This is a genomic window from Stutzerimonas stutzeri, from assembly GCF_051028275.1.
GTDB classification, from domain to species: domain Bacteria; phylum Pseudomonadota; class Gammaproteobacteria; order Pseudomonadales; family Pseudomonadaceae; genus Stutzerimonas; species Stutzerimonas stutzeri_AS.
Map to the genome: position 1 here is coordinate 3,204,402 of NZ_CP069269.1, position 22,054 is coordinate 3,226,455.

22 protein-coding genes are annotated in these 22,054 nt (G+C 58.8%); 7 read left to right on the top strand and 15 right to left on the bottom strand.

Annotated features, from left to right (window positions below):
• Positions 1 to 7: 7 nt before the first annotated feature.
• From JQR87_RS14850 to xerD, 4 genes are all read right to left on the bottom strand, one after another.
• Positions 8 to 1,312 carry a homoserine dehydrogenase gene (locus JQR87_RS14850; protein WP_407295761.1) on the bottom strand — a complete coding sequence of 435 codons (1,305 nt, stop codon included), beginning with the start codon at positions 1,310 to 1,312 and terminating at the stop codon, positions 8 to 10.
• 114 nt (positions 1,313 to 1,426) lie between these two features.
• Positions 1,427 to 1,924 carry a GFA family protein gene (locus JQR87_RS14855; RefSeq protein WP_407295758.1) on the bottom strand — a complete coding sequence of 166 codons (498 nt, stop codon included), beginning with the start codon at positions 1,922 to 1,924 and terminating at the stop codon, positions 1,427 to 1,429.
• A 112-nt stretch (positions 1,925 to 2,036) separates the two neighbouring features.
• Positions 2,037 to 2,759 carry a thioredoxin fold domain-containing protein gene (locus JQR87_RS14860; protein ID WP_407295756.1) on the bottom strand — a complete coding sequence of 241 codons (723 nt, stop codon included), beginning with the start codon at positions 2,757 to 2,759 and terminating at the stop codon, positions 2,037 to 2,039.
• Between the two features lie 122 nt (positions 2,760 to 2,881).
• Positions 2,882 to 3,778 (bottom strand): site-specific tyrosine recombinase XerD, encoded by an 897-nt coding sequence (gene xerD, locus JQR87_RS14865; protein WP_407295754.1) that lies wholly within the window; start codon positions 3,776 to 3,778, stop codon positions 2,882 to 2,884.
• A 179-nt stretch (positions 3,779 to 3,957) separates the two neighbouring features.
• On the opposite strand from xerD, the gene JQR87_RS14870 reads away from it, so the two are divergent.
• Positions 3,958 to 5,802, top strand: a complete 1,845-nt coding sequence (locus JQR87_RS14870; protein ID WP_407295751.1) for a cation:proton antiporter — start codon at positions 3,958 to 3,960, stop codon at positions 5,800 to 5,802.
• Positions 5,803 to 5,960: 158 nt separating this feature from the next.
• Here JQR87_RS14870 and rplS read toward each other — a convergent pair whose 3' ends face one another.
• From rplS to ffh, 5 genes are all read right to left on the bottom strand, one after another.
• Complete coding sequence (rplS, locus tag JQR87_RS14875; protein WP_021208319.1) at positions 5,961 to 6,311, bottom strand: 50S ribosomal protein L19; 351 nt, start codon at positions 6,309 to 6,311, stop codon at positions 5,961 to 5,963.
• Positions 6,312 to 6,356: 45 nt separating this feature from the next.
• Complete coding sequence (gene trmD / locus JQR87_RS14880; RefSeq protein ID WP_407295748.1) at positions 6,357 to 7,109, bottom strand: tRNA (guanosine(37)-N1)-methyltransferase TrmD; 753 nt, start codon at positions 7,107 to 7,109, stop codon at positions 6,357 to 6,359.
• Between the two features lie 5 nt (positions 7,110 to 7,114).
• The gene (gene rimM / locus JQR87_RS14885; protein ID WP_407295745.1) at positions 7,115 to 7,654 is read right to left on the bottom strand and encodes a ribosome maturation factor RimM; all 540 of its coding nucleotides are present in this window, start codon (positions 7,652 to 7,654) and stop codon (positions 7,115 to 7,117) included.
• A gap of 4 nt (positions 7,655 to 7,658) precedes the next feature.
• Positions 7,659 to 7,910 carry a 30S ribosomal protein S16 gene (gene rpsP / locus JQR87_RS14890; RefSeq protein WP_003282953.1) on the bottom strand — a complete coding sequence of 84 codons (252 nt, stop codon included), beginning with the start codon at positions 7,908 to 7,910 and terminating at the stop codon, positions 7,659 to 7,661.
• Positions 7,911 to 8,095: 185 nt separating this feature from the next.
• A complete protein-coding gene (gene ffh, locus JQR87_RS14895; RefSeq protein ID WP_407295741.1) occupies positions 8,096 to 9,478 on the bottom strand; it encodes a signal recognition particle protein in 1,383 nt (460 codons plus the stop codon).
• A 234-nt stretch (positions 9,479 to 9,712) separates the two neighbouring features.
• On the opposite strand from ffh, the gene JQR87_RS14900 reads away from it, so the two are divergent.
• Positions 9,713 to 10,513 carry a cytochrome C assembly family protein gene (locus JQR87_RS14900; protein ID WP_407295738.1) on the top strand — a complete coding sequence of 267 codons (801 nt, stop codon included), beginning with the start codon at positions 9,713 to 9,715 and terminating at the stop codon, positions 10,511 to 10,513.
• Positions 10,514 to 10,524: 11 nt separating this feature from the next.
• Entirely contained in the window at positions 10,525 to 11,814 is a 1,290-nt protein-coding gene (locus JQR87_RS14905) for an HlyC/CorC family transporter (protein ID WP_407295736.1), read from the top strand.
• A gap of 28 nt (positions 11,815 to 11,842) precedes the next feature.
• Here JQR87_RS14905 and purT read toward each other — a convergent pair whose 3' ends face one another.
• From purT to JQR87_RS14925, 4 genes are read right to left on the bottom strand one after another with little or no spacing between them, the layout of a single operon-like run.
• Positions 11,843 to 13,024, bottom strand: coding sequence for a formate-dependent phosphoribosylglycinamide formyltransferase (gene purT, locus JQR87_RS14910; protein WP_407295733.1), 1,182 nt, complete (start codon positions 13,022 to 13,024; stop codon positions 11,843 to 11,845).
• A 53-nt stretch (positions 13,025 to 13,077) separates the two neighbouring features.
• On the bottom strand, positions 13,078 to 13,269 hold the full coding sequence (locus JQR87_RS14915) for a DUF1289 domain-containing protein (protein WP_407295731.1): 192 nt from the start codon (positions 13,267 to 13,269) through the stop codon (positions 13,078 to 13,080).
• Positions 13,266 to 13,790 carry a gamma carbonic anhydrase family protein gene (locus JQR87_RS14920; protein WP_407297683.1) on the bottom strand — a complete coding sequence of 175 codons (525 nt, stop codon included), beginning with the start codon at positions 13,788 to 13,790 and terminating at the stop codon, positions 13,266 to 13,268. Before JQR87_RS14920 ends, JQR87_RS14915 begins: the two co-directional genes overlap by 4 nt.
• Before the next feature lie 2 nt (positions 13,791 to 13,792).
• A complete protein-coding gene (locus JQR87_RS14925; RefSeq protein WP_407295728.1) occupies positions 13,793 to 14,407 on the bottom strand; it encodes a CoA pyrophosphatase in 615 nt (204 codons plus the stop codon).
• A 218-nt stretch (positions 14,408 to 14,625) separates the two neighbouring features.
• Between JQR87_RS14925 and JQR87_RS14930 the strand changes: the two genes are divergently transcribed.
• The 4 genes from JQR87_RS14930 (at position 14,626) to JQR87_RS14945 (ending at position 17,510) form a co-directional block, all read left to right on the top strand.
• Positions 14,626 to 15,180, top strand: coding sequence for an NUDIX hydrolase (locus JQR87_RS14930; RefSeq protein WP_407295727.1), 555 nt, complete (start codon positions 14,626 to 14,628; stop codon positions 15,178 to 15,180).
• 27 nt (positions 15,181 to 15,207) lie between these two features.
• Positions 15,208 to 15,708: a L,D-transpeptidase family protein gene (locus tag JQR87_RS14935; RefSeq protein ID WP_407295724.1), complete on the top strand. Its 501-nt coding sequence runs from the start codon at positions 15,208 to 15,210 to the stop codon at positions 15,706 to 15,708.
• 38 nt (positions 15,709 to 15,746) lie between these two features.
• On the top strand, positions 15,747 to 16,175 hold the full coding sequence (locus JQR87_RS14940; protein ID WP_407295722.1) for an organic hydroperoxide resistance protein: 429 nt from the start codon (positions 15,747 to 15,749) through the stop codon (positions 16,173 to 16,175).
• A 115-nt stretch (positions 16,176 to 16,290) separates the two neighbouring features.
• Positions 16,291 to 17,510 (top strand): IS3 family transposase gene (locus tag JQR87_RS14945; protein WP_407295720.1). Its coding sequence is split into 2 segments (ribosomal slippage): positions 16,291 to 16,639 and positions 16,639 to 17,510, totalling 1,221 coding nucleotides; the frame shifts between segments, so codons are not numbered across the junction.
• Positions 17,511 to 17,569: 59 nt separating this feature from the next.
• Here JQR87_RS14945 and JQR87_RS14950 read toward each other — a convergent pair.
• Together JQR87_RS14950 and purL are read right to left on the bottom strand one after the other, a co-directional pair.
• Positions 17,570 to 17,887 (bottom strand): NGG1p interacting factor NIF3, encoded by a 318-nt coding sequence (locus JQR87_RS14950; protein WP_407295718.1) that lies wholly within the window; start codon positions 17,885 to 17,887, stop codon positions 17,570 to 17,572.
• A 204-nt stretch (positions 17,888 to 18,091) separates the two neighbouring features.
• The gene (gene purL, locus JQR87_RS14955) at positions 18,092 to 21,988 is read right to left on the bottom strand and encodes a phosphoribosylformylglycinamidine synthase (protein WP_407295715.1); all 3,897 of its coding nucleotides are present in this window, start codon (positions 21,986 to 21,988) and stop codon (positions 18,092 to 18,094) included.
• Between the last annotated feature and the right edge of the window lie 66 nt (positions 21,989 to 22,054).

Sequence of the window (22,054 nt, forward strand, 5' to 3'; positions counted from 1 at the left end):
TTGCTGATTAGTTCAGTTGCTCGACACGGATTCGCACCACGTTGCCCACCACGTCGGCGAGCGCTTCAAGTGCAGCGATGGCATCGTCGATTCGTTGTTCGACCACACGATGCGTGACCAGGATGACTGGCACCAGCCCGTCTTGCTCCTCAGCCTCTTTCTGCATGATCGACTCGATATTGATTCCGCGCTCGGACAGGATGGTCGCGACCTGCGCCAGCACGCCTGGACGGTCCTTTGCCTGGATGCGCAGATAATAGGCACTTTCGCAGGCACCAATGGGCAGAATGGGATGAGCCGAGAGCGAGTCTGGCTGAAACGCCAGGTGCGGAACCCGATTGTTCGGGTCCGTCGTCAGGGCCCGAGCCACATCCACGAGATCCGCCACGACTGCCGAAGCCGTCGGCTCCATGCCGGCACCGGCACCGTAATAAAGCGTCGAGCCAACGGCGTCGCCGTTGACCATGACGGCATTCATGACGCCGTTCACGTTGGCGATCAGCCGGTCAGCCGGGATAAGCGTGGGATGCACGCGCAGCTCGATTCCCGAGTCGGTGCAGCGAGCCACACCCAGGTGCTTGATGCGGTAGCCCAACGCTTCGGCGTAGTTGACGTCGGCGGTCGTCAGACGCGAAATACCTTCAGTGTAGGCCTTGTCGAACTGCAACGGCACGCCAAAGGCGATGGATGCCAGGATGGTCAGCTTGTGCGCCGCGTCGATGCCTTCCACGTCGAATGTCGGGTCGGCCTCCGCGTAGCCTAGCGCCTGGGCTTCCTGAAGCACGTCCTCGAAGGTTCGGCCTTTCTCTCGCATTTCGGTAAGAATGAAATTACCGGTGCCATTTATGATGCCGGCGAGCCAGTTGATCTGGTTACCCGCCAGGCCTTCACGAATCGCCTTGATGACAGGAATCCCGCCGGCCACCGAGGCCTCGAATGCAACGATGACGCCCTTTTCACTCGCTTTGGCGAAGATCTCGTTGCCGTGAACTGCAATCAGTGCCTTGTTTGCAGTGACCACGTGTTTGCCGTTTTCGATAGCCTTGAGCACAAACTCGCGTGCCAGCGTATAGCCGCCGATCAGCTCAACGACAATGTCGATCTCGGGGTTGTTCGCAACGTCGAAGATGTCGGCGGTAATTGGAGTGTCACCGGTGTTGCACTTGGGGTTGGTATGACGGGCCGCAATCTGCGCGACTTCGATACCACGACCTGCACGGCGTGCGATTTCCGCCGCGTTGCGCTCGAGCACATTGAAGGTACCGCCACCAACGGTTCCCAGCCCACAGATGCCCACTTTCACCGGTTTCAAGCTGCACTCCCCATAGCCAGCGAACGGCCCTGCACAGCGGCCGAACAAAAGAGTCGCACATTACGAAGCGCACGAGATTTAGTCAAATCGGCAGCGGTACCGAGTTGCCCATCGCTAGCCAGGCGTGTCCTGCAACCCCAACCGCTGGTGCCATTGGGCAAGTGACTCATCCGGGTACTCATCGAAGCAGCGATCGTCAGCCCCTACCTGCGGCGTTACCCATGACGCTTTCGAGGCCAGCATGATATGTGTCGATTCCGGTGGGATCGGCAGGTCCGTATCAATAGCAGACGCATGCGGATGCACGAGATCCGGCCAGTTGGGGTCCCAAAGCCAGAGCGCGCTACCGCACAGCTTGCAGAAGTGACGCTGGCCATCGCTTTTACGTGTGGCACCCGTTGCAGCGTCGACCATACGTGCCTGATAGATGCTCAGGTTCTCGCGGCCGTCAACAACCAGCGTTCGGTTATCCCCACCCAGGTTTATCGCATGTCCGCCCCCGCCAGCGGTCTTGCGACAGATCGAGCAGTAACAGTGCATGAATGGGTAGGGCTCGGCCGATTCCAAAGAAAAACGAACGGCCTTGCAATGACAGGAACCCTCGAGCTTCATTTTCTCACCTCCTCGCGTTGCTTTCTGAGTTTGAACACGAGGGGCGGAACAGTTCAGCGGACGGGTGAAACCTGGGACAGCATCCTTGAGACCAGAGAGACTGCCCCGTTCGTTACTCAGCTTTCAGGGCTAGCTCGGCCAGCTGCGGCGCAGGCTGGTAGCCAGGAATGACCTGGCCGTCGGCGAGAATGATGGCTGGAGTGCCCTGAACACCGATGAGCTGACCTAATTCATACTGCTCGGCAACCGGGTTGTCGCAGCTCGCGGCTGGCACATCCTCGCGTGCCTTAGCCTTGTTCATCGCAGCCTGGCGATCCTTTGCACACCATACGCTGGTCAGCGTGTTGGCCCCGTGGCTACCCATTCCCTGCCGCGGAAAGGCCATATAGCGAACCTCAACACCTAGACGGTTCAGCTCTGGCACTTCGCTGTGCAGCTTCTGGCAGTAGCCGCAGTCGGTGTCAGTGAACACCGTGATATGAGTTTTCGGCTTGTCCGGCGAAAATACGACCATCTGGCTGGTTGGAACAGCGTCAATCGCCTTTGCAACCGACCGGCTCTGGGCCTGCTCGGTCAGGTTGGTCGCCTGCCCATCCTTGAACTGGAACATGTAGCCCTGTATCAGGAACTGCCCGTCTGCGCTTGCATAAAGCTGTCGACCGCCTTTGAGCTGAACTTGATAGACCCCTTCCATCGGGCTTTCGGCAATAGCCTCGATGGGCATGCCCGGCTGGATCGCATTCAGCGACTCACGGATTGCCTTGTCGGCATCAGCCAGGGCGATGGAGCTGACGAGACCGAGGGCTACAGCAGCAAATATACGATTCACGCGCATGGGATCTCCTGGCGACTTCGATCGAGTAAGGGCCGGCAGATTAACATAGCCCTATCCCACAGCGCGTTACGCCGGGCTTCACTCATCGAGTTCTGTGGATTGCTCCCCGCATCCGTTGCTGATCATCCGCGCGGATGATGCTGCGCATGGAGATCCTGCAGTCGGGTACGCGCGATGTGCGTGTAAATCTGTGTCGTGGACAAGTCACTGTGGCCGAGCAGCATCTGCACGGTTCGAAGGTCTGCACCATGATTGAGCAGGTGCGTGGCAAACGCGTGTCGCAGTGTATGGGGTGAAATCGACGCAGCGATGCCGGCCTGCTGGGCGTGCAGCTTGATTCGATGCCAGAACGTCTGCCTGGTCATCTGATCCCCGCGCCGACTCGGAAAAACCACATCACTGGCCCTGCCAGCGAGCAGCACATCGCGGCCGTCGCGTAGATAGCGTGCCAGCCAGTGCATGGCCTCTTCGCCCAACGGAACCAGACGCTCCTTGTTGCCCTTGCCGAACGTCCTCAACACGCCCTGACGGAGATTGATTTGCTCCAGGCTGAGACTGACCAGTTCGGTCACCCTTAGGCCAGTGGCGTAGAGCACCTCCAGCATCGCCCGGTCGCGTAGCCCCAGCGGATCGCCCAGGTCCGGCGCGGCCAGCAGCGCCTCGACGTCTGCCTCGGACAATGCCTTGGGCAGCGGACGCCCAAGCTGAGGCAGATCGACTCGCAGGGTGGGATCAATCGAGATCAGTCCGTCTCTTAGCAGGAATCGATAGAAACCACGCAGACCGGACAACAGCCGCGCGGTGGAACGGGCTTTGTAGTTGTGGGCCAAACGCCAGGCAAGATGATCAAGAATTGCCTCCCGCCCCGCATCGACCAATCGCCCGCCACGCTCATCGAGCCAGCCATTGAAAAGCATCAAGTCACTGCGATAGGCATTCCGGGTGTTATCCGAAAGGCCTTTCTCAAGCCAGAGGGCATCAAGGAATCGATCAATGATTGGGTCGTCCAGAGCTGGCATAGCGCTCACACAAGGAAACACGAACAGCAAGTGTTCCATAGACCGCACATACCAGCTAGCCGCCCGATTGGCAGACCTGAACGGCTTTCGCACTGTCAGACTAGCTAGCGGCTCGAGTATCGGGCCAGCCAGCTGGCCTCCCGGGCCGCCGCTCCGCAACCTCTGACCGCCTGGTAACCATGACCGAACAGGACATTCTCTTCTCCCTCGCTGCCCTTGGCATTGCCTCACTCGCCAGCCAATGGCTTGCATGGCGACTACGGCTACCTGCAATCCTTTTTCTGTTGCTGAGCGGGATTCTCGCGGGTCCCGTACTTGGATGGCTGGACCCGACCCAGCTGTTCGGTCCCCTGCTATTCCCCTTAGTATCGCTCGCCGTTGCGTTGATTCTTTTCGAAGGCAGTTTGACGCTGCGTCTTTCAGAGCTGCCGGGAATCGGGACAGTGGTGCGCCGACTGATCAGTATCGGCGCACTGACGACCTGGGGCGTGATTACCCTAGCCGCCCACTGGCTGCTCGGCTTCGATTGGGATCTTGCGCTTCTGCTGGGCAGCTTAACGCTTGTCACCGGGCCGACCGTGATCGTCCCCATGCTGCGCGTGGTTCGGCCCAATGCAGCGGTCGCCAACATCTTGCGATGGGAAGGCATCATCATCGATCCCATTGGCGCCTTGCTTGCGGTGGTCGTTTACAGCTTCATCATTACGCGGGGAATGGAAGCCGCCTGGACACAAAGCCTGCAGACCTTTGGTGCGGTGATACTGTGCGGAACGCTACTCGGCGTGACCGGCGGCTGGGCATTCGGCCAGCTGGTGAAGCGGCATTGGCTACCCGAATATCTGCAAAACCTGGCGACACTTGCATCGGTGCTCGGCGTATTTGTAGTCGCCAATACGCTGGTGCATGAATCCGGTTTACTGGCTGTGACGCTGATGGGGATCTGCCTGGCAAACATGCGTAACGTTGACGTGCGTGACATCCTGCACTTCAAGGAAAACCTCAGCATTCTGCTCATCTCAGGGCTCTTCATTCTGCTTGCAGCCAGGCTGGATCTGGCTGCACTCACCGCGCTAGGCCCTACGGTACTGGTCCTTTTGATTATTGTTCAGTTCGTCGCCCGCCCCTTGAGCATCGCCCTGTGTACCTGGGGTTCTAAGCTGAGCTGGCAGGAGCGACTCCTACTCGCCTGGATTTCTCCGCGCGGGATCGTAGCGGCTGCCGTATCGGCAATCTTTGCGGTTCGCCTGGATGAAGCAGGCCACGATAACGCCCTGCTCCTGGTCCCACTGACTTTCGCAATCATCATCGGCACCGTTGTTCTACAGAGCGCAACCGCACGCCCCTTGGCGAGACTGCTCAAGGTCGCTGAGCCTCCGCCAAGCGGTTTCCTGATCGTAGGCGCCAATCCCGTGGCAAGGGCCATCGGTTGCGCGCTGAACGAGCAAGGCGTGAGAGTCATGCTCACAGACTCCAGTTGGGACAATATCCGCGCAGCACGAATGGAGAACTTGCCGACCTATTACGGCAACCCCGCCTCGCAACATGCTGAGAATCACCTCGACCTCGTTGGGCTTGGACACCTGCTGGCGTTGTCGCCTGTTGGTGAAATGAATACCCTCGCCGCTATGCGCTTCCGTCACGAATTCGGAGTAGATCGACTCTTCAACCTGGCAAGCACCCAGGAAAATCGACGCAGCGACAAGCATCGACCCAGCGATGAGCATCGCGGCCGGCCGTTAGGAGCGCCGACATTGACCTACTCCGAACTAGCGGCACGTTTGGCCCGAGGTGACGTGCTCAAGAGCAACAAGCTGACGGAGACCTTCGGCTGGCGGGAGTATCAGGCGCTGCACGGCCCTGGTGCCATCTTGTATTTCGCGCTAGACAAACATGGTCACACCCATGTGTTCCACCCTGATGCACGGCTCAAACCGGAAGCCGGGTGGACGTTGATTGCTCTGATCGACGCCGAACAAGACCAGACCGCAAGCAAAACCGAGCCGCGGCACCCTGCTCTACCCTGACTGGGCCGCTACCCAACCGCGCATGCTGCGCCAGGATGATCGGCGCTGCGTCCGCTCGAACTACACGATCACGCTTCTCGAAATGCGTGCCACAGCCCCACCAACGAGCGCCCATAAAAAAAGCAGCCCGAAGGCTGCTTTTTTTGAAGAAGCTTTGCTCAGGAAAGCTTTTCCTTGATGCGGGCTGCTTTGCCGGACAGCGCGCGGAGGTAGTACAGCTTGGCCTTGCGCACATCACCACGGCGCTTGACGCTGAGGCTGTCGACCATTGGACTGTAGTACTGGAAAGTACGCTCAACGCCCACGCCGTTGGAGATCTTGCGAACAGTGAACGCACTGTTCAGGCCGCGGTTACGCTTGCCGATCACAACACCTTCAAAGGCCTGCAGACGCTCACGCTCGCCTTCTTTCACCTTGACCTGGACGACTACGGTGTCACCCGGGGCGAACGGAGGCAGTTCTTTGGTCATCTGCTCAGCTTCGAGCGCCTGGATAATCTTATTGGTCATGCTGTTTGCTCCTAAGGCAGGCCCTCTGGCGTGCCATCGATACGTTTAACTATCGTCCCGCTGCCGGATATATTCCGTCAGCAGCTTTTGTTCTTCCCCAGAAAGCGAGCGGCTATCCAGAAGATCAGCGCGACGTTCCCAGGTCCTTCCAAGGGACTGCTGTAAACGCCAGCGCCGGATGTGCTCATGGTTACCGCTAAGCAGTACCTCAGGAACACGTTTATCCGCATACACCTCAGGGCGCGTGTAGTGCGGGCAGTCGAGCAGGCCGTCGGTAAACGAATCCTCCTCGGCAGAATCAGCATGACCCAACGCCCCAGGGAGCAGGCGGGTCACTGCATCGATCAGCACCATGGCCGGCAATTCACCGCCGGACAGAACATAGTCGCCAATCGACCATTCTTCATCCACGTGCGTTTCGATGAAACGCTCGTCGATACCTTCGTAACGACCTGCGATGAGGATCAGTCGCTCCTCTTTCGCCAGATCCTGGACATCAGCTTGCTTGAGCTGACGTCCCTGGGGCGACAGGTAGATCACCTTCGCCTTGTCACCTGCCGCTTGCCGTGCATCTGCAAGCGCCAATTCCAGCGGCTTGATCTTCATCACCATGCCAGGGCCGCCGCCGAAAGGACGGTCATCGACTGTTTGGTGACGATCCTCGGTATAAGTCCGAGGGTTCCAGCACTGTAACTGGAGCAGCCCTTGCTTAACTGCACGGCTGGTGATGCCATATTCACCGATAGCCGCAAACATATCGGGAAACAGACTGATCACATCGACACGTAAACCGGACATGTCGCTCAGAAGTCCGCATCCCATTCGACGCGCATCTCGCCCGCTTCCAGGTCGACCTTCAATACACAAGGGTCGGTGTAGGGCAGCAAACGTTCGCGGTCATCCAGGCTACCGTCGAACGGCTTGACCACCAGCACATCGTTGGCGCCGGTCTCGAGCAGATGATCGACTCGGCCGAGCACTTGCCCGAGCTGGTTGATGACCGTTAGGCCCTGGAGCTGGTACCAGTAGTAATCATCCTCGCCAGTCAGCGGGGGCAATTCACTGCGCAGAATGCAGATCTCGAAGTCGGCGTAGCTACGCGCCTCCTCCCGATCCGTCAGTCCCTTCAGCGTAGCCACCAGAATCTTGCCTTGCAGGCGACCCTTGACCAGCTCAACCTGCTTGACCTCCGCACCTCGCCTCAGCGTCCAGCGACGATAGTCCAGCAGATTGTCGATAGGATCGGTAAAGGAGTAGACCTTTACGTCACCACGCACGCCATGCACCGAAACGATTTTGCCGATAACGATCAGGTCTTCGGCCGGAGCAGACGCTGCGTTCATGTACTTAGGCAGCGGCCTTGGCAGCTTCCTTCAGCAGCTGAGCAACGCGCTCAGACGGCTGTGCGCCCTGGCTCAGCCAGTAAGTAGCACGCTCCTGGTTTACAGAGAGCTTCACTTCCGCACCCGAAGCGATCGGGTTGAAGAAACCGATGCGCTCAACGAAACGACCATCGCGCGGGTTGCGGCTGTTGGTCACGGTCAGGTGGTAGAAAGGGCGCTTCTTGGAGCCGCCACGGGCGAGACGAATAGTTACCATGTGAACATCGTTCCTGTAGTCGGTACAGCAAATCTGAATGCAGGGCCCAGGGCCCGAAAGGCCGCATATTCTAAGGATTATCCGGACTTTTGCAAATGGCTTTTTCAAAAACAACCGCAGGCCTTGGCAGCGGGCCTGTTCAGCCTCGGCGGAGGCTCGCACAGGCCCGCTGAAAGGCTCGGAATCTAGAACTTGGGCATTCCGCCTCCGCCACCTGGGAACATCCCGCCCATGCCGCGCATCATCTTGGCCATGCCGCCTTTGCCGGAGACCTTCTTCATCATCTTCTGCATCTGCTTGTGCTGCTTGATCAGGCGACCAATGTCCTGAACCTGCGTGCCGGAACCCATCGCAATACGCCGCTTGCGAGAGCCACTGATAATGTCCGGGTTGCGCCGTTCCACAGGGGTCATCGAGTTGATGATGGCCTCCATCTGCCTGAACTGCTTTTCAGCCGCACCCTGAGCATTTCCCATCTGCGACAGATTCATGCCCCCTATTGACGGGAGCTTGTCCATCAGACCGCCAAGCCCGCCCATGTTTTTCATTTGCTGAAGCTGATCTCGAAAATCTTCCAGATCGAAGCCCTTGCCCTTCTTCAACTTCTTGGTGAGCTTCTCGGCCTTTTCCCGGTCAAGCGTCTGCTCGGCCTGCTCGATCAGACTGAGCACATCGCCCATGCCGAGGATCCGAGACGCAATTCGATCCGGATGGAACGGCTCCAGGGCGTCACTCTTCTCGCCCATACCCAGGAACTTGATCGGCTTGCCGGTAATGTGGCGCACCGAAAGCGCTGCACCGCCTCGCGCGTCGCCGTCGACCTTGGTCAGCACCACACCTGTCAGCGGAAGCGCCTCACCGAACGCCCTGGCCGTATTCGCCGCATCCTGGCCCGTCATGGCGTCAACCACGAACAGGGTCTCGGCCGGCTTGATCGCTGCATGAACAGCCTGGATTTCGGCCATCATCTCGGCATCAATGGCCAGACGCCCCGCCGTATCGACCAGAACGACATCTATATATTTGAGCTTCGCCTCACGAATAGCCGCTTGGGCAATCTCGACTGGCTTCTGACTGGTGTCAGAAGGAAAGAAGGTTACGCCGACTTCGGCCGCAAGTGTCTCCAACTGCTTGATGGCTGCAGGACGATAAACGTCGGCAGACACTACCAGCACCGACTTCTTCTTACGCTCTTTGAGGAAGCGCGCCAGCTTGCCAACCGTTGTCGTCTTGCCCGCTCCCTGAAGACCAGCCATCAGCACAACGGCGGGCGGCACAACACTGAGTGCGAGATCTTCGTTGGCCGCCCCCATCAGCTCTTCCAGCTCGGCGCGAACGATCTTCACAAAGGCCTGACCTGGTGTCAGGCTTTTGGAGACCTCCGTACCCACAGCCCTGTCTTTGACCCTGGCCACGAACTCCTTGACCACGGGCAGCGCAACGTCGGCTTCGAGCAGCGCCATTCGCACTTCGCGCAGGGTGTCCTTGATGTTGTCCTCAGTCAGCTTTGCCTTGCCGGTAACATGGCGCAGCGTCTGAGAGAGGCGGTCGGTTAGGTTTTCAAACATGTGCCGTTTCCACGCTGGGTGTGGTTAATGCAGCGATTATAGAAGCTGCGAGCCCCCCGCCGGTACCCCGCCACCCATGCTTTTCGTCAAGCAAGCCAACCTCATGACAATCTCGTTGCGATCGGGCGTCGCTTCGACACCTCCCAACAACCCCAAGCACGTCGTCAACCGCGCACTTTTGTGCGTTCTATGTTTGTGCCACACTCATCGCCTTTCGAGCCTGCTAACAGACCTATGCACCCTTTGCTCCCGAGTCTAGCTGCCGCCTGCCTCTATGCTGGTGTCACCGGATACCAGGGCCTGCGCCTCGCGCAACGCACCGTGCCGGACAAACGTCTGCTTCTGGCCTTGGGCGCTGTAGCGCTTGTGGCCCACGCGGTCAGCCTGTTCTTCCAGCTGTTGTCACCCAGCGGCCTGCACCTGGACTTTTTCACAGCATCAAGTCTGATTGCCGCAGCCGTAATTCTGCTGATCCTGCTTGCACTCTACCGAATGCCAGTTGAAAACCTGCTGCTGCTGCTCTTTCCGCTCGGCTGCCTGACCGTTTTATTCGCCCAGTTCGCACCGTCCGGCACTGCACCTGCTATCGAAGAAGAACCGGGTATCTTGGCGCACATCCTGTTTTCCATCCTTGCTTACGGGATGCTCACCATTGCAGTGTTCCAGTCATTACTGCTGCTGCTGCAGGATCACCACCTCAAACACAAGCACCCATCCGGCCTGATTAAGAATTTTCCACCCTTGCAGACCATGGAAAGTCTGCTGTTCAGCTTTCTGCTGGCGGGCTGGCTGCTGCTGTCGGCATCGTTGATTTCCGGCTGGATCTTTCTGGAGAATCTCTTTGCGCAGCATCTGGTACACAAGACACTGCTCTCGGTCGTCGCGTGGGTGGTCTTTGGCCTGCTGCTATGGGGCCGTCATCAGCTGGGCTGGCGTGGTTATAAAGCCATTCGCTGGACGCTGGCCGGCTTCTGCCTGCTGATGCTGGCCTATTTTGGCAGCAAGCTGGTTCGCGAATTCATCCTGCACATCTAGGACCCCGCCACGTGGAGAATCTACACCCCGGCTATCTCGTCGGCATGCTGGTCTGTCTGCTCCTGTGCTCAGCATTCTTCTCCAGTTCCGAGACAGGGATGCTCAGCCTGAACCGCTATCGGCTGCGCCACCAGGCCAAGGAAGGACACCGTGGCGCGAAGCGCGCCAGCGCTCTGCTTGAGCGTCCTGACCGGCTGCTCGGGACCATTCTGGTCGGCAATAACTTCGTTAACATCCTGGCGTCTGCGATTGCCACCGTCCTGGCGATGAAGCTATGGGGCGAAGCCGGAATCGCCATTGCAACCTTCGGCCTGACAATCGTTTTGCTGATCTTCGGCGAAATAACGCCCAAGACCCTCGCCGCCCTCCGACCGGAAGCGGTCGCCTACCCGGTCAGCCTCCCGCTTATTGCCCTGCAAAAAGTGCTGTACCCGCTGGTCGCTCTGCTCAACTGGGTCAGTAATGGATTGCTCCGACTGCTCGGGGTGGACCTATCCAACAAGGGTAGCGACAGCTTGTCCACGGAAGAGCTGCGCAGCGTTGTGCATGAGTCAGGCAGCGACATGCCCATGAAACGGCAAAGCATGCTGTTAGGCATCCTCGACCTGGAAAAGGTAACGGTCGACGACATCATGATTCCGCGTAACGAGGTCGCCGGGATAGACCTGGAGGATGACCTCGAAACAATCGTGACGCAGCTGCGGACCACGCCACACACCCGCCTTCCGGTGTTTCGCAAGGACATCAACCAGATCGAAGGCATCGTGCATATGCGGCAGATCGCACGCCTGCTCAGTCATGACCAACTGACGCGGGAGAGCTTGCTGGAAGCCTGCAACGAGCCCTACTTCATTCCCGAAAGCACGCCACTGTCGACCCAACTGGTCAATTTCCAGAAGCAGAAACGCCGAATTGGTATTGTCGTTGATGAGTACGGTGATGTGCTGGGCATCGTTACCCTGGAAGATATCCTCGAAGAGATCGTCGGCGAGTTCAGCAATCAGGACGCGCTTCGCAGCCCGGACATACACCCTCAGGATGACGGTACCCTGGTGATAGACGGCGCCGCCTATTTGCGAGAAGTCAACCGCGCCCTGGGCTGGCAATTGCCCTGCGAAGGCCCGAAGACCCTCAACGGCCTGATTACCGAAGCGCTTGAGCACATCCCTGACAGCGGTATCTGCCTGCAAATAGACCAGTACCGTCTCGAGATCTTGCAAGCAGCGGATAACCGCGTGAAGAGCGTTCGTGCCTGGGTAGCAGACGACACCACCCAGGACACGACGACGACCGACGAATGAGCCCGATGTAGCTGAGCCAGGCTTCCTGCTAAAGCTCAGTGTCTATCGACGAGGCCGCCCGAAAGGCTTTTGCACGGGCAGCCTCAATCGATGCGTCACGCGCCAGCGCAACCCCCATTCGACGTTGACCACTCACGCCAGGCTTGCCAAACAGCCGCAGCGCGGTATCCGGCTCCGACATCGCAGCGGCCAGATTGCCGAAGCTCACCCGATCGGATTCGCCTTCCACCAGCACCACGGCCGATGCAGATGGACCGAACTGCCGAATCGCAGGGATTGGCAGACCGAGAATTGCACGCGCATGCAGTGCAAACTCGGAGAGGTCTTGGGAGATCAGCGTTACAAGCCCCGTATCATGCGGTCGCGGTGACACTTCGCAGAACCAGACCTTGTCGCCCTTGATAAACAGCTCAACGCCAAAGATACCGCGTCCACCCAGGGCATCGGTGACGGCCAAGGCGATTCGCTCGGCCTCGGCCATGGCTGCGCCTGTCATCGGCTGTGGCTGCCATGACTCTTGATAGTCACCTTTTTCCTGGCGATGGCCGACTGGTTGGCAGAAGGCCGTTCCGCCCGCGTGGCGGACGGTCAGCAACGTGATTTCGTAGTCGAAATCGATGAATCCTTCAACGATCACCCGCCCCTTTCCTGCGCGACCGCCAGCCTGTGCGTAATCCCAGGCGCTGACGACATCGGCCTCGCTGCGCAGGACCGACTGGCCCTTTCCGGAAGAACTCATAACGGGCTTGATCAGACAGGGAAAACCGATTGCGTGGGTCGCAGCCCGGCATTCATCCAGGGAGTCGGCGAAACGATACGGAGATGTAGGCAGCCCTAGCTCTTCCGCGGCAAGACGGCGAATACCTTCGCGGTTCATGGTTAGCTGAGCAGCCCTTGCGGTCGGTATGACCGTATAGCCTTCGCCCTCAAGGTCCAGCAGTGTCGCCGTAGCGATGGCCTCGATTTCTGGAACGATGAAGTGCGGCTTTTCCTGCTCGATGACCGCCCGCAGCGCAGCACCATCGAGCATGTCGATCACATGGTGACGGTGCGCAACCTGCATGGCCGGCGCGTTGGCATAACGGTCGACAGCAATGACTTCTACACCCAGACGCTGCAACTCAATGACCAGCTCTTTACCGAGCTCCCCGGAGCCGCAAAGGAGTACGCGGGTGGCGCTGGTCGACAGCGGTGTACCGATTCTGGGCATTGTGTACCTCGTTATTCGACAGGTAAGGAAGCGTTCATCGCGCGTTACGCCGGTCAGAGCAGAAGCCCGGCCGCCCTGGCCCGCTCATGGGCAAGCAGCAACACCTCGCGCCGCTCGACATTGTCCATACGGCCCCAACGGCGAATCTCGTCAATGCTGCGCTGGCATCCGGTACAGATATCATCGTCATCGAGGGCACATATACTGACGCAAGGCGACGCAACTGGCTTTTCCTGCTGGCTCAATCCTCTTGCTCCACCAGATCGCGAGCGTAGCGCTGAGCGTTGTGTACGTAATGGGCAGCGCTCGCCTCAAGCATTTTCTTCTGCTGTTCGGTCAGCTCTCGCACCACCTTTCCGGGAGAGCCCACCACCAGTGACCCATCAGGGATTTCCTTACCCTCGGCAATCAGTGTGTTAGCCCCAATGATGCAGTACTTGCCTATTTTCGCGCCGTTGAGGATGACGGCATTGATGCCGACCAAGCTGTAATCGCCGACGCTGCAACCATGAAGCATCGCGTTGTGCCCAACCGTGACGCCAGTGCCGAGCGTCAAGGGGTAGCCCATATCGGTATGCATAACGCTACCATCCTGGACATTGCTGTTCTCGCCGATATGGATCAGCTCGTTGTCTCCACGTAGCACGGCACCAAACCAGACATTGGCGCACGCATCGAGGCGGATCTTGCCGACCAATGTGGCGTTTGGTGCGACCCAGCTGTCGGGATGGGTTTCGACGAGGGAGTCACCCAGGCGATATTTCACGGTCATGGCCTCTTTTTGCTCAGATCGACGTAGGAAGCCGGCGCGCGGCGCATCTCGATACCGGCGTCGTATATCAGGTTCACCAATTCGACGATCATGATCGCGGTGAGCCCCCAGATTTTGTAGTCCCCATACTGATAGGACGGTATGTACCAGGCGCCGCCCTGGTAATCGATCCGGTGCGTGATTTCGCGTGGATCGTTGCAGAAGAACTCCAAGGGTACAGAAAACACCGAGGCTATCTCTGCATCATTCGGACGGTACTCGACGTAGTCAGGCACGATGCCAACGAAAGGGGTGACGTGAATTCCGTGAATCGACACGAGACTGCTCAGAGGCCCCACCACCTCGACGATACCTGGCGGGAGCCCGACCTCCTCCTCGGCCTCACGCAGAGCGGTATGTACAAGGTCACGATCTTCTGGGTCTCGTCGACCTCCAGGGAAAGCCACCTCTCCACCGTGTGTAGAGAGGCCGCTGGCACGAAGGGTAAGCACCAGCTCCGGCGAATTGCCCCGGGTGATTGGCATCAGCACCGCCGCCTCAGGCATTCGGGCTTCGGGCTCCAGAAGATGCGGAGAATAGTCACGCACCCGTTGGAGAATCTTGTCCAGCATGAAACTTCTCTTTCCGTCTTTGCCTGGCATCATGGCATGAATCACCAAGTCGCCCAAGACAGACGAAGCCTAAACTGCAGGAGCCGATCTGGCTCAACGGGCACTGAGCTCATTGAAGCGCCGGAAAAACTTTTCAGGTTCGAGCAGCTCTCAGCAAGAGCCGGCCCCTGGGCATGCACAGCTCGGTTAACACAACCAACCGAAACATAGGAATCGCGATGAATTTCTGTAGCCAGTGTGGTGGGTCGATAACGACACGGATTCCCGAAGGCGATAACCGAGCCCGTTTCGTCTGTGGTGACTGCGATACGATTCACTATCAGAACCCGCGAATCGTAGCGGGCTGTCTGCCCGTGCTTGATGGCCAGGTGTTGTTGTGCAAAAGGGCCATCGAACCCAGGCGCGGCTACTGGACCCTGCCGGCAGGGTTTATGGAGAACGGTGAAACCGTCCAACAGGCCGCTGAACGCGAAACACTCGAGGAAGCCCGCGCTCGGGTGACCGATCTCCAGCTCTACACCCTGTTCGACCTGCCACATATCAATCAGGTCTATATGTTTTACCGTGCCTCGTTGGTCGACCATGATTTCGGCGTCGGCGAGGAAAGCCTGGAGGTCAGGCTATTCGATCAGGCAGACATCCCTTGGTCAGAGCTCGCTTTCCCGACCGTGGGCCGTACCCTAGAATACTTCTTTGCCGACCGGGTGCAGCAGGCCTTCCCGGTGCGTAACGAGGCCATCGAAGCAATGCGGGTGGCGCGCGAACAGGTCTGATGCAGTTTGGATTCAGGATTTGCACCAATGCGCTGGCTGTTAGCGATAGTCTGCTTTAGTTTTGCCGCCCTCTCCCACGCCAACGCGACCCCAGCCCTCGGCGATGCTTTTATTGATAAGGTCCTGGTGGTGAAGTCCGAGCGTAAGCTTCACTTGATCAGCCGCGGCGTTAGCATGAAAAGTTACCGCGTGTCCCTCGGCAAGCAAGCCGGCCCCAAACAACGCGAAGGCGACCAGCGCACCCCCGAGGGTTTCTACTGGATCGACTGGCGCAAAGTCTCTGACAAGTACAACCTGGCGATGCACATCTCCTACCCGAATGCGAACGACCTGGCCCGCGCGAGTAGCGAAGGTGTGAAACCGGGCAGCATGATCATGCTGCACGGCACACCGGTGGACGAGGAGTATCCCGAATGGTACTTCCACACGCTCGACTGGACCGAAGGCTGCATCGCGCTTAAAAACGATGACATGCGTGAGATCTGGAATCTGGTCAAAGACGGCACCCTGATTGAGATTCGCCCCTGAACCGTCGCCGAGCTTGCAGCAAGCGAAGGAAGCGAATCATGCAAAGCATCAAGCCGCTCTATACAGCCACTGCGACCGCAATCGGAGGCCGCGACGGCCGAGCCGCATCGTCCGACGGTCTGCTTGACGTAAAACTGTCCACTCCCCGCGAGCTCGGCGGACAAGGCGGTGATGGCACCAACCCTGAGCAACTGTTCGCCGCGGGATATTCGGCTTGCTTCATTGGCGCACTCAAGTTCGCTGCGAGCCAGCTGAAGCTACCGCTTCCTGCCGATACCTCGGTCTCGGGTCAGGTTGGCATAGGCCAGATTCCCGGAGGTTTCGGTCTTGAAGTGGAGCTGAACGTCAGCCTGCCTGGCTTGGAACGGTCCACAGCCGAACAGCTGACCGAAGCCGCTCATAAGGTCTGCCCGTACTCCAACGCTACACGCGGAAATATCGAGGTTCGCTTCAGCGTCAGCGTCTGATCGTCTCGGATGAGGCTAAAAAAGCCGAGTCCCTAGTGGCGACTCGGCTTTTCTTCGAGCATTGTCCCGTCCTAAATAAGGTTTACACCTTCTGCCTGCGAATTTGGAGAGTTCGATGGAGCAAGGTGTTAAGCGTACACAGCGTGATTATTCGCTGACCTTTAAATTGGCGGTGGTTGATCAGGTCGAAAAAGGCGAGCTGACCTACAAACAGGCTCAGCAGCGCTACGGCATTCAGGGCCGATCCACCGTTTTGGTATGGTTGCGTAAGCATGGTCGGCAGGATTGGAGCCAGGGGGCATCCATTCGAGCCGACAGGAGCCAAGCCGTGACCGATCCCAAAGACCTTACGCCTGAGCAACGTATCAAGGAGCTGGAGCAACAACTTCAGTTCACGAGTCAGAAGGCCCAGTTTTTCGAAGCCGTGGTCGATGTGCTGGAGAAGGATTACGGCGTCTCGATCGTAAAAAAGCGACCCGGCAAGTCCTCTCGCAAGAACAAATCCAAGGGCTGACCATCGTCAGGGCTTGCCAGTTTCTATCCATCAGTCGTCAGGCTTACTACAAGCGCAACCGTGTTGCTGATGAGCGTCATAGACAGGATGAACAGGTCGCGCAATATGTTCAGCGCATAAGGCTGCGCCAAGCGCGGATCGGTACGCGCAAGCTGCATTATCTTCTGCGCAGCCAGGCCAATGACCGCTTGAAAGTGGGGCGTGATCGGCTGTTCAGGATCCTGGCAGAGCGCCGGTTATTGATCCAGCCCAAGCGTGCCTATCACAAGACCACCCAGAGTTTTCATCGCTTTTATCGGCACCCAAACCTGCTCAAATCAGGGCCTGATCAGGTCAAGGCGAAAGCGCCCAACCACGTGTGGGTAGCGGATATCACATACCTGCCAGGTCGAAACGGCCCTCTGTATCTGAGCTTGGTCACTGATGCCTACTCACGAAAAATCGTCGGCTATCACGTCCATGAGGGCTTGCAAGCAGAATCAGTGGCGGTCGCGTTCCGGCAGGCATTGAAAGAGCGGCAGGGTAATCATGCACTCGTCCATCACTCCGACCGAGGAATACAGTATTGCTCGGCTCTCTACCAGGCGCTGCACAAGCGCCATGGCGTCCAGTGTTCGATGACAGATGGATACGACTGCTATCAGAACGCGCTTGCGGAGCGGGTGAATGGAGTTCTGAAGAACGAATTACTGTTAGCGAGTCCCGATGACCTGATACAGGCCAGATCGATGGTCAGCGAGGCCATCAGGATCTACAACACAGAGCGACCGCATATGGCCCTGAAATACAAAACGCCCGATGCAGTGCATCGAGCGTTCTAGATAACGCAAATCTAGGCGAAACAGGTGTAAACCTATTTCAGGACTAGACACATCTTCAGTCAGAACTGCAGATCGGATAGCCGCCACACTTCAAAAGCAGGCGTCTCGTAGGGATGAGTGCGCTTAAGCGCTTTGACACTGTCGTGAATCAACTCATCAGCCACTACCATTTCGACCTTCCACTCGGATACCAATTGGACCTGGCCATGCTGTCCCAGATACGGCGCGCTGCCCTCCAGCGGGCGATATTGCCCATGTCCAAGCACCTGCCAGCAGCAACTATCGTACGCACCGATACGGCCAGCTCCCGCCTCGAAAACCGCTTTCTTGACCGCATCCAGATGGCTCTCTGGGACATAGAAACACAGCTTGTACATCAACATCTCCGCACAGAAAACGGGTAGCGGAGACGGCGCTCCGCCGAGTGAATAATGTTCAGGTCCTGAGCGTCCTTGCGTGCCCCAGGTCAAGATCAGACGTTGGCGTCAGTGCTTGGTTCACGAATGGCGGGGCGCCTCTCTGATAGGCAAGAAAAAGCCCGAGGCGCTTGCGCGCTTCGGGCTTTCTGCCCCAGTCCAGCCTCAATCTACCCAGACTCGTGCATTGCGGAACATGCGCATCCAGCCGCCGTCCTCCTGCCACTCGTCCGGACGCCAGGAGTTGGTCACGGCACGGAATACGCGTTCAGGGTGCGGCATCATGATCGTGACACGCCCGTCCCGAGTCGTGAGACCGGTAATGCCTCGAGGCGAGCCGCCAGGGTTGGCCGGATAACGCTCGGTGACCTTGCCGTGATTATCGATGTAGCGCAGCGCTACCGTACCGGACAAGTCGGCTTCAAGCAGGGCTTCTTCGCTCTCGAATTCGGCGTGGCCTTCGCCGTGCGCAATGGCGATCGGCAAACGCGATCCGGCCATACCTTGAAGGAAAATCGACGGCGAATCCTGGATTTGTACCATCGCCACACGCGCTTCGAACTGCTCGGAACGGTTACGTACAAAGTGTGGCCAGGATTCGCTGCCAGGCACCAGCTCGTGAAGGTTGGACAACATCTGACATCCATTGCAGACGCCAAGGGCGAAGCTGTCCTTACGTTCAAAGAAGGCACTGAAATCTTCCCGTGCGCGACCATTGAACAGGATCGATTTGGCCCAGCCTTCGCCAGCCCCCAGCACATCGCCATACGAGAAACCACCACAGGCGACCAGCCCCTTGAACCGCTCAAGGCTGATACGCCCCGACAGGATGTCGCTCATGTGCACATCGACTGCGGCGAAACCTGCACGATCGAACGCAGCGGCCATTTCAGTCTGACCGTTGACGCCCTGCTCGCGCAGGATCGCCACTTCAGGTCGCACGCCGCGCTTGATATAAGGCGCAGCGATGTTTTCGTTCACGTCGAAACCGAGAGTAACGCTCAGCCCGGGGTTATCTTCTTCAAGCAGCGCGTCGAACTCCTGGTCGGCGCAGTCGACATTGTCCCGGAGGCGCTGGATCTGATAACTCGTCTCGGCCCACTGGCGCTGTAGCAGACGACGATCACCGGCGAAGACGTCTGCGCCGTCAAACTTGATTGCCACATGGCCGTTATTGACTGGCTGGCCGATAACCGAAACGCAGTCAGCAAGCCCCGCGGCGCTGAATTGAGCAAGAACAACCTGCGTGTCGCCCTGGCGAACCTGGATCAGCGCACCCAACTCTTCGTTGAACAACGCTGCCGGAACCTGCTGGACCGTTTCGACCAGCGCTTCCAGATTCAGGTTGAGCCCGCAATGTCCGGCGAAGGCCATTTCAAGGGCGGTCGTCAGCAAACCACCGTCGGAGCGGTCGTGGTATGCCAACAAGAGCCCGTCAGCGTTGAGCCCCTGAATGACGGCAAAGAAGGCTTGCAGATCCTCAGCATCATCCACATCCGGTGCCTGACGTGCCATCTGGCCATAGACCTGCGCCAGAATGGACGCCCCCATACGGTTCTGGCCGCGGCCCAGATCGATGAGGATCAGGTCAGTTTCGCCCTTGTCCAGACGCAGCTGCGGCGTCAGGGTCTGACGGACATCCACGACCGGGGCAAAACCGGACACAACCAGCGAGAGCGGTGAGGTCACGCTCTTATCCGCGCCCTCGTCACTCCAACGGGTCTTCATCGACATGGAATCTTTGCCGACCGGAATGGTGATGCCCAGCGCCGGACACAGCTCCATGCCGACTGCTTTGACCGTATCGAATAGCCGCGCATCCTCGCCTGGATGGCCGGCCGCGGCCATCCAATTGGCGGAAAGTTTGATGTCTGAAATCTTTTCGATACGCGCGGCTGCGAGGTTGGTCAGTGTTTCACCAATTGCCATGCGGCCCGATGCGGGCGCATCCAGCAGAGCCAGCGGCGTACGCTCGCCCATGGCCATGGCTTCGCCGGTATAGACGTCATAGCTGGTAGCCGTCACCGCGCAGTCGGCCACTGGCACCTGCCAGGGCCCGACCATTTGATCGCGCGCGACCATACCGGTAATGCTGCGATCGCCGATGGTGATGAGGAAGCTCTTGCTGGCGACCGCGGGGTGATGAAGCACGCGACTGATCGCCTCGGCAAGGTCGACCTGGTCAGCAGAAAAGTCATCGCCAAGCTCGGCCTCGCGAACGGCGCTGCGGTGCATGCGCGGCGCTTTGCCGAGCAGAACGTTGAGCGGCATATCGACCGGATTGTTACCGAAATGGCTGTCCGTTACCGTCAGGTGCGGCTCAGCCGTGGCTTCGCCGACTACGGCAAAGGGGCAACGCTCACGCTTGCAGATCTCCTCGAAACGATCGAGATCGGCCGCATCGACCGACAATACATACCGCTCCTGGGATTCGTTGCACCAGATCTCATGCGGTGCCATGCCGGGCTCATCATTGGGCACCTTGCGCAGCTCGAAGCGACCGCCTCGCCCCCCATCGTTGACCAGTTCCGGGAAGGCATTGGAAAGACCGCCGGCTCCGACGTCGTGAATGAACTTGATCGGGTTCTTGTCGCCGAGCTGCCAGCAGCGATCGATGACCTCCTGACAGCGACGCTCCATTTCAGGGTTGTCACGCTGCACCGAGGCGAAATCCAGATCGGCCGAACTGCTGCCAGTCGCCATGGAGGATGCCGCGCCGCCGCCCAGACCGATCAGCATCGCCGGGCCGCCGAGTACGATGAGCTTGCCGCCGACCGATATTTCGGCTTTCTGCACATGCTCTTCACGGATGTTGCCCATGCCGCCGGCCAGCATGATCGGCTTATGGTAGCCGCGGACTTCCTCTCCACGCGGCGTGCTGATCGCCTGCTCGAAGGTCCGGAAATAACCGTTCAGGGCCGGGCGACCGAATTCGTTGTTGAACGCCGCGCCACCCAACGGGCCTTCAATCATGATATCGAGCGGCGTAACAATGCGCTCGGGCTTGCCGTACGGCACTTCCCAAGGCTGTTCGAAGCCAGGAATGTTGAGGTTGGATACGGTGAATCCTGTCAGCCCGGCCTTCGGCTTTGCGCCGCGCCCGGTCGCACCCTCATCGCGAATTTCGCCGCCGGAGCCGGTAGCGGCGCCGGGGAACGGGGCAATCGCCGTCGGGTGGTTGTGCGTCTCCACCTTCATCAGGATGTGCACCGGCTGCTGGTTCGCCGCGTACTCACCCGTTTCCGCGTCCGGGTAGAAACGTCCAGCCACGTTCCCGACAATGACGGCTGCGTTGTCCTTGTAGGCGGACAGCACGCCTTCACCATGCATCTGGAAGGTGTTCTTGATCATGCCGAACAGCGACTTCTCCTGGCTTTCGCCATCGATGTCCCAGCTGGCATTGAATATCTTGTGGCGACAATGCTCGGAGTTGGCCTGCGCAAACATCATCAGTTCGATGTCGTGCGGGTTGCGCCCAAGGCCGTTGAAGCTGGTGACCAGATAATCGATCTCGTCTTCGGCCAAGGCCAGGCCTAACTCCATATTGGCTTCTTCCAGCGCAGCGCGGCCGCCACCCAGCACATCGATAGCGCGCAGCGGCTTTGGTTGTGCGTGGCTGAACAGATCTGCCGCGGCCTCGAACTGCTCGAGCACCAGCTGAGTCATTCGGTCATGAAGAGCCGCTGCGACCAGCCCAGCGTCGGCATCTGAAAGTTCGCCTTCTACGTAGTAGGCAATGCCACGCTCGATGCGCTGAATTTTCTCGAGGCCGCAGTTACGCACGATGTCGCTGGCCTTACTCGACCATGGCGAGATGGTGCCGAAGCGCGGAACCACCAGAAACAGTCGCCCTGCAGGTTCCTGAACAGGAACGCTGGGGCCGTACTTCAACAGCCGGGCCAATACTTGCTGCTCGTCCGCACCAAGCGTGCCGGATACCTCGGCGAAATGAGCAAACTCGGCGTACAGCCCGCTTACAGCGGGGACCTTATCGGTCAATTGAGTCAGGAGCTTACCGTGACGGAAGGCGGAAAGAGCGGGGGCGCCGCGCAGGATCAACATCGTCGGAACAGCCTCGGAGAGGGGAGCAGTCGGGCCGCGTATTCTAGCCCATGACGGCGCCCGAGG